Annotated in this window: 7 protein-coding genes and 1 pseudogene; 5 read left to right on the top strand and 3 right to left on the bottom strand. The window is 64.8% G+C overall.

The window, feature by feature from the left end; all coding sequences use genetic code 11:
- The 4 genes and pseudogenes from AC1D2E_RS33785 to AC1D2E_RS33770 form a co-directional block, all read left to right on the top strand.
- Positions 1–204 (top strand): annotated as a pseudogene (locus tag AC1D2E_RS33785) (glucose-6-phosphate isomerase); the annotation flags it as partial.
- Positions 205–647: 443 nt separating this feature from the next.
- Positions 648–1,448 carry an IclR family transcriptional regulator gene (locus AC1D2E_RS33780; RefSeq protein ID WP_478201451.1) on the top strand — a complete coding sequence of 267 codons (801 nt, stop codon included), beginning with the start codon at positions 648–650 and terminating at the stop codon, positions 1,446–1,448.
- Between the two features lie 287 nt (positions 1,449–1,735).
- Positions 1,736–2,578 (top strand): oxidoreductase, encoded by an 843-nt coding sequence (locus AC1D2E_RS33775; RefSeq protein WP_478201450.1) that lies wholly within the window; start codon positions 1,736–1,738, stop codon positions 2,576–2,578.
- A 142-nt stretch (positions 2,579–2,720) separates the two neighbouring features.
- Entirely contained in the window at positions 2,721–3,608 is an 888-nt protein-coding gene (locus AC1D2E_RS33770; RefSeq protein ID WP_478201449.1) for an alpha/beta fold hydrolase, read from the top strand.
- 70 nt (positions 3,609–3,678) lie between these two features.
- On the opposite strand, the gene AC1D2E_RS33765 is transcribed toward AC1D2E_RS33770, so the two are convergent.
- On the bottom strand, positions 3,679–4,530 hold the full coding sequence (locus AC1D2E_RS33765; RefSeq protein WP_478201453.1) for an SDR family NAD(P)-dependent oxidoreductase: 852 nt from the start codon (positions 4,528–4,530) through the stop codon (positions 3,679–3,681).
- 84 nt (positions 4,531–4,614) lie between these two features.
- Positions 4,615–5,373, bottom strand: coding sequence for an SDR family oxidoreductase (locus AC1D2E_RS33760; protein WP_478201448.1), 759 nt, complete (start codon positions 5,371–5,373; stop codon positions 4,615–4,617).
- 112 nt (positions 5,374–5,485) lie between these two features.
- Between AC1D2E_RS33760 and AC1D2E_RS33755 the strand changes: the two genes are divergently transcribed.
- Positions 5,486–6,376, top strand: a complete 891-nt coding sequence (locus AC1D2E_RS33755) for a LysR family transcriptional regulator (RefSeq protein ID WP_478201447.1) — start codon at positions 5,486–5,488, stop codon at positions 6,374–6,376.
- Between the two features lie 52 nt (positions 6,377–6,428).
- Here the strand turns inward: AC1D2E_RS33755 and AC1D2E_RS33750 are convergent, their stop codons facing one another.
- A complete protein-coding gene (locus AC1D2E_RS33750; protein WP_478201452.1) occupies positions 6,429–7,652 on the bottom strand; it encodes an FAD binding domain-containing protein in 1,224 nt (407 codons plus the stop codon).
- Positions 7,653–7,687: the final 35 nt, after the last annotated feature.

Here is a 7,687-nt window from a genome sequence, read left to right as displayed (position 1 = left end):
CCGCACAGCCTGGGCGCGCTGATCGCGATGTACGAGCACCGCGTCTTCACCAGCGGTGCGCTGTGGGGCATCAACAGCTTCGACCAGTGGGGCGTCGAGCTCGGCAAGGCCCTGTGCAGCGACCTGCTGCCGCGCCTGGCGAGCGGCGACACGCAGGGGCTGGATGCTTCGACTGCGGGACTGATGAAGCGCCTGATCGGTTGAGCGGTGGGTTGCCTCAACGCGCCGCACGCGGAAGGCGCATGGCGCCATGGACCACCGAGATGAATGCTCATGCCGGACCAAGCGGCGCAAGGACGTGAGATTCCTCAGCTTCGAGATCGACGGTGCCACGACCTACGGGTTGCTGCAATGGGCAGGGTGATGTTCATCGATTCAATGGCGAGAGGGCGACAGTCAAGCGCTGCCCCGCAAGTCCCAATAGGGTGGCCGTGCGAGGCGGCAAGCTCGCCGTCGCGAGCATTGACGGTCTGTGATGCAGGGGGCCGTGTGAACTGCTCAAGGTCGCCGCAGGCCGTCCCGATGGGATGCGCGCGAAGGCGCGAAACTGGAGGAGCACGACCTGGTTCGGTGCGAAGTCAAAGCTCGCCACGCAATACACTCCCATGATTCCAAACAATGGAATTCACAGCCTTCGAGGATGGTGTATGGCACGCATGACGTCTGCCCTGGACGAGAAGCCGGGTATCTCGCCCGCGAACCGCTCGCTTGAACGCGGTATCGAAATATTGCGGGCCTTCCGCCCCGGCTCGGAACTGCTGGGAAACGCGGAGTTGGCGGAGCGCACCGGGCTGTCGCGCTCCACGGTGAGCCGGCTCACGCAAACGCTGGTGGGCACGGGAATGCTGCAGGCGGAGCCTCTGCAGCGCGGCTACAGATTGGCGCCAGCGGTCCTGAGCCTGGCGCACGCCATGCGCACCGGCTCATCCATTCTTCATGCCGCCGCGCCGCGCATGCGGGCGTTGGCCGAGAAGCAGAAGATCAACGTGGGACTGGCCGCCCCCGACCGCGACGAGATGATCTACCTGGAATCGATTCGATACAACCGCCGGGTATCGCTTCGCTCGGTGGTCTCGGGCCAGCGCGTGCCGATGGAACTCACCTCCCTCGGAAGAGCGTACCTCGCCACCGTTCAGGAGGCACGACGCGAAGTGTTGATGGGAATCTTCAAACGCCGGCGTCCATCGCAGTGGCGCCAGATCTCCGTGGAGATCACGCGTGCAATCGAAGCTGTCGCCTCGCAGGGCTACTGCGTGGCCGCCTGGCAGCCCGAGGTCGTTGCGCTCGCCACACCGATCCGTACCGAAGACGGGTCGATCTACGTCGTGAACGCCAGTGTGTCGACAACCGACAGCATGCAATCCGTCGCGCGCGAACTCTCCGGACCACTCATGGCACTCGCCGCCGACATCCATCTCGCCGTTCGGAAAGAAGGCCGGGGCGGCTGAGCGCCTGCAACGCGACGCAGTCGCCGAGCCCTGGGTTCGATCAGGTACTGCGCCTCGACTTGATTGCACTTCCGACGATCGTACTCATTCGGTTCCTTCGGCGCCTGCCGCCTTCACCGTCTTGCCCCACGTCTGATTTTCCGCCGCAATGAACGCGCGATAGTCCCTTCCTCTCGCATGGGGCATCCATTGTTTCCAAAGGATGGAATTTGATGCCCGTCAGTGCCGGCTGGCGGCCGGCAACTGAGCTACCTTCAACAGACACCTACACAACCGGAGTCTTCTCAATGTCCTCAGTCACCCCCAAGGGGTTCCTTATCACCGGCGTCTCCTCGGGCTTCGGCCGCGCCTTTGCGCAGGCGGCTTTGGCTGCCGGATCGCGCGTGATCGGCACCGTGCGCAACGAAGATGCCCGCATCGCATTCGAGGCGCTCGAACCCGGCCGCGCCTTTGCCAGGATTCTCGACGTGACGGACGCAGCCGCCGTCAATTCAGTGGTGGCCGAGGTGGAACGCAATGTCGGCGCCGTCGACGTGCTGATCAACAACGCAGGCTATGGTCACGAGGGACTGATCGAGGAATCCACCATTGACCAATTGCGCCAGCAGTTCGAAGTCAACGTGTTCGGTGCCGTCGCAATGATCCAGGCCGTACTGCCCCCTATGCGAAAGCGACGCTCGGGCCACATCATCAACATCACCTCGATGGGCGGGATCATCACCATGCCGGGGCTGGGCTTCTACCACGGAAGCAAGTTCGCCCTCGAGGGCATCTCCGAAGCCTTGGGCAAAGAGGTGAAGGACTTCGGCATCCGCGTCACGGCGGTCGAGCCAGGGGGCTTTCGCACCGACTGGGCCGGGCGATCCATGGTCCGGGTCGAGCGCTCGATTCCGGAATACGATGCGATCTTCGAACCCATCAGGGCGACCCGGCAAGCACGCAGCGGCAAGCAGGCGGGCGATCCGGCCAAGGCGGCACAGGCCATCCTTCAACTGGTCGACTCGGATCATCCGCCGGCGCATCTGCTTCTCGGTACGGATGCCGTCAACCTGGTCCGCGAGAAGCTGGCGAGCCTCGGCGCGGAAATCGACGCCTGGGAGCAGGTCTCGAGATCAACCGACTTTGCTTGAACGAGCGGCTGTCAGCCGCTTGATCGCCGCGTTGCTTCAGAACAGGCGCAGCGCCAGCCTATAATTGTTCGATCGATCAACAATAGGCAGGTTCACCAGCGCCGAGACGCATGGGGCCAATTGCCAAAAGGACAGATCACCCATGCGTGCGCAGCGCTCAGGCTTTCACGACTTCTCTCACCGCGATGTTGCAACCGATGGCGCGTCGCTGCGCGTGACGGAAGGAGGCGCAGGGCAATGCGTCCTGTTGCTGCCGGGGTGGCCGCAATCGTCGTACTGCTTTCGAAAGATCATGCCGGATCTCGCGGAGCGCTTCCGCGTCGTGGCCATCGACCCACCGGGACTTGGCGACAGTGGACCGCCATCGTCCGGGTACGACACTGCGTCGGTCGCGAAGCAGATCGTCGAAGTCCTTGACGCCCTGTCCATCAGCAACGCCCTTCTCGTCGGCTTCGATGTCGGCGCATGGATCGGCTACGCGCTCGCTGCCCAGTTTCCGGAGCGCTTTCCCCGCGTCGCGCTCATCGATGCCGCGGTTCCAGGCCTTACGCCACCGACCGCCTACAGGCTTGCGCCGGAGACGTTCTCGGGCACCTGGCACTTCACATTCAATTTCCTGCCCGAATTGCCTGAACTGCTCGTGAGGGGCAAGGAGCGGGAGTTCCTGGAATGGTTCTTTCGCAGCAAATCAAGTCATCTGGATCGCGCCTTCACGCCCTCCGATATCGACTTCTACGCCCGCATGTATGCGAGAGAAGGCCATTGGGGTGCCGCCCTGGGCTACTACCGATCGATTTTCGAATCGGCAAAGCAGAATCAGGTCGCGGCCGAAGTGCCGCTTCGCATGCCGGTGCTCGCCATCGGGGGTGCAAGTGCCATGGGCCGCAAGATGGGCGATGTTCTGAGGCCAGCCGCGCCGGGCCTGATCTCGGCAGTCATACCAGACTGCGGCCACTATGTGGCGGAAGAAAATCCGACCGGCTTGCTCGAAGTCCTGCTTCCCTTCCTGCAGAACCGTACGGACGCATAGCGGCGTGGAGGCGTCCGGGCCCCGGGCCTCCGCCGCGTGCCGGAGCGCCCCGGTGGGTCGGCCAGCGCACTCACGCATTGATGCGTGGCGCCAGCAAATCCTCCAACCCAATGGCCCGGTACATCTCGCGACGCATGCGGTCGGCCACCGCGTTGACCACCTCGGCGCCGTCCTGTGAGGGGTCCACGTGCACGCGAAACGGACGGTGGCCGATCGGCGTGTCCACCACGCGCACGATCTGGCGAGCCACTTCCGCCGGATCGGCATCCGCCGGCTCGAGGCCCGCCAAACCCTTGAGCGCTTGCTCGGCCACACCGGCGTAGGGGCCGGATTCGTACTCGGCGGCACGATCCTTGTCTGCTGGCGAACCGGAATGTGCAAAGTGGTTGGTGCCCTTGGTGAAGGCGCCGGGGACCATGATGGTGGTCTCGATGCCCCAGCGCGACAGTTCGGTCGAGTAGGACACGGCCAGTGCATCCATCGCCGCCTTTGCCGCGAAATACGGCGCCAGGAAAGGCGGCGTGCCGCCGCGTGTCGACGAGGAGCCGACCCACACCAACAACCCCTTGCCCTGCTTGCGCAGGTGCGGCAACGCGGCACGGTTCACCCGCTGGGCACCAATGACGTTCACGTCATATTGCTGGATCAACTGGTCCGGCGTAAACGCCTCGGCGGGACCGAACACCATATGCCCGGCGTTGTGCACGATGGCATCGAGGCGGCCCGCCTCCCTCAAGACGCCGGCCACCCCGGCCTCGGCGGACGCGTCGGATTGCACATCGAGTTCGACCGTGCGCAGATCCACCGCTTGCTCGGCTGCCCACCGGGCAAGCTCAGCCACGCGAGGCGCATTGCGGCCTTGCGTTTCGCGCATCGATGCGTAGACGGTATGCCCGGCTTGGGCCAGGGCGCGGGCGGTCATGAGGCCAAAGCCCGAAGACGCGCCGGTGACGAGAATGATGGAAGTGGACACAGCAATACCTCGCGACAAGTCGGGCCCCCCGCTTCAGACGATGCCGCCGTTGACGCGCAGCGTCTGGCCGTTGGTCCAGGCCCCGTCCGGTCCCGCCAGGAACGCCACGACCGCAGCAATATCCTCGGGCCGGCCCAGGCGCTCGAGCGGAGCCGCCTTTGCCAGGCGGTCGATGATTTCCTGGGGCTTGCCGTCAAGGAACAGCTTGGTCGCGGTCGGCCCGGGAGCGACGGCGTTCACCGTGATTCCTCGGCCGCGCAGTTCCTTGGTCAGGATGCTGGTCATGGCCTCGACCGCCGCCTTGGTGGCGGCGTAGACGCCATAGGTCGGCTGCAGCAGTGTCGTGACGCTCGACGAGAGGTTGACGACGCGGCCGCCGTCTCGCAGGCGGCGCGCTGCCTCGCGCAGGGTATTGAAGGTGCCGCGGAGATTGACCGCGATCTGGCGGTCGAACAGCGCGTCGTCACTGTCGGCGAGGGTCGCCAGGTTCATGATCCCTGCGTTGTTCACCAGCACGTCGACGCCGCCGAAAGCGACCTCAGCGGCATCGAACAGCCGGACCACCGCCGCGGAGTCCGAAATATCGGCCTGGGCGCTGATGGCGCGACCGCCCTCGGCCTCGATCTTGCGCACCAGCGCCTCGGCGCGCGCCGCACTGCCCGCGTAGTTGACGATCACCGCGAAGCCATCGCGCGCCAGGCGCTCGGAAACCGCGGCGCCGATGCCGCCAGCTGCACCGGTCACGAGGGCGACCTTGCGGGCCGGATCGATCTTTTGATTGAGGTTGTTCATGCGCTTGCTCCTGAATTTCCGCCGGAAATCGACGGGTTGGGTGCAAAGATATCTGTACGCCGACAAAAGATAATCATGTATAAATCGTCATCACTATTCGAATTTTCGGACAATGGATCGATTCGACGCCATGCGCGTGTTCACCCGGATCGTGGAGTGCCGCAGCTTTACGCAAGCGGCCGACGACCTCGGCCTGCCACGCTCCTCGGCCACCGATGCGATCAAGGCGCTGGAGGCCCGGCTCGGCGTTCGCCTTCTGCAGCGCACCACCCGCCATGTCAGACCGACGCTGGACGGCGAGGCCTATTACCAGCGCTGCCTGCGCGTGATCGCCGAAGTCGAAGACGCCGACAGCGCCTTCGTGGGCGCGAAGCCGCGCGGACTGCTGCACGTCAATGTCCACGGCACGCTGGCGAGCCACTTCGTGGTGCCGCACCTGCCGGAGTTCCTGGCCCGCTACCCGGACATCGAGCTGCAGATCAGCGAGGGCGACCGCTACGCCGATCTGGTGCGCGAAGGCGTGGACTGCGTGTTGCGCGTCGGCCGGCTGGTCGACAGCGATCTGGTCGCACGCAGCCTGACAACGCTCGACGAGATCACTTGCGCATCGCCCGGCTATCTCGCGCGGTACGGCATGCCCGCATCGATAGACGAACTGGTCGGCCACCACATGGTCGGCTTCCGCTCGTCGGCTACGGGGAGCGTGCTGCCGCTGGAGTTCGTGGTCGAAGGCAAGGCGCGCGAAGTCATGCTGCCGTTCGCCGTTGCCGTCAATGGTGCCGAGACGTACGCGGCGGCGGCACGAACCGGTCTGGGACTGATTCAAGCGCCTCGCTACCGGTTGGAGGCGGATTTTCAGCGCGGCGCACTGGTTCCGGTGCTGCCGGATTGGCGACCGGCTCCGTTGCCGGTGTCCGTGCTCTATCCGCGCGCACGACATCTTTCGTCCCGGCTGCGGGTCTTCATCGACTGGCTGGCCGCAAGGTTCCGGGAAGCCGCCTGAACGGCTCGCTCGGAGCCCGAGAGGCATGGCCATCGAGACCGTCCTCGCTCGGTCAATGCCGTTTCGGAAAGACCGCTGTTTCCTTCATGATGACTTCTGGCGTTCGATACAGCTCCGCCATCTCTCGCTCATGCTCGCTGTGCAATTGCGCCTGCATGTAGGCCCCCAGTGCCCGGGCATGCGCGACGATGAAGTGTCCGAATTCCACGCGCGGCCGCTCATAGGCCTTGAGCGCGCTCGAGACATCGTCACAGTGCGCCAGCGCCTCGAGCAGGGCCATTGCGTCGCCGGCAGCCTTGGTCACCCCCATTCCGCAGTGCGGACGGGCGACGAACGCGGCATCGCCCAGCAGCGCGATCCGGCCAAACGCCAACTGTTCGGATTCCAGATCGAGGATGGGCTGGAAGAAGAGGTTCTCGGTCTTCTCGACCACCTCCGCAAACTGTGACGCCAGCACATCGCGTGCGGCCTGCCGTACCTGATCGAGGACCTCCGCCCGAATGAGCGGCGGCGGAATGCCATCGCGCCAGACCTTTCCGTCAGCGTCGGTCACCATGTCCCTGAGCGTCGTGCTTTCGGCCGCCGGGCGATACCACACGAAGTTGAATCGTCGTGCGCCCTCCTCGAGCGCACTGTCCTTGCCCGCGACGGGATAGGCAATCATTTGCTCGTGCGGAGGAAGACCAAACGCGAAGTACGGAAACAACTCCTTGCGCGCGCGGTCCGACAGCGTTGATTCTTCGACCAGGCCACGCCATGCGACATAGCCGGCGTATTGGGGTTTGGCCCCAGGCAGCAATGACGTCCTGACGGCCGAGCGCAATCCGTCCGCCGCCACGAGCAGGTCAGCGCGGGCGACCTCCCCATCCGCGAAGCTTGCCTCGACGGCATCGGCGTCCTGCTTGAATGACTGCAGCCGCTTTCCGTTGTGGTACCGATCGTCAGGGAATGCGGACCTCAGCACGTGATAGAGCCGACCCCATGCGGTGAGCGTCTGCGGCAGGTCGCGCAGGCCGATCACCGTGCCGTCCTTCGCCAGCGTAACGCGCTGCGTGACCTTCACGCCGATGCTTTCGTCTACGACGATACCCGCGGACGTCAATGCACTCAGGAGTTCCGGATGCGTCACGATGCCGGCCCCTCTGCCCTGAAGCGCCTGCGCGACACGCTCATAGACATGGACGTCCCAGCCGGCGCGCAGCAGCAGGTTGGCCGCGAACAATCCACCGAGTGAGCCACCGACGACGACTGCCTTCTTGCCTTGATGCGCCTTCATGTTTGTCCCCTCCAGGCCGGTCAGTCCGCGATGAT

The organism is Variovorax sp. P1_H2 (genome assembly GCF_056405295.1).
Note: the sequence above shows the minus strand (reverse complement) of the source record. Positions and strands in the feature narration are given on the sequence as shown.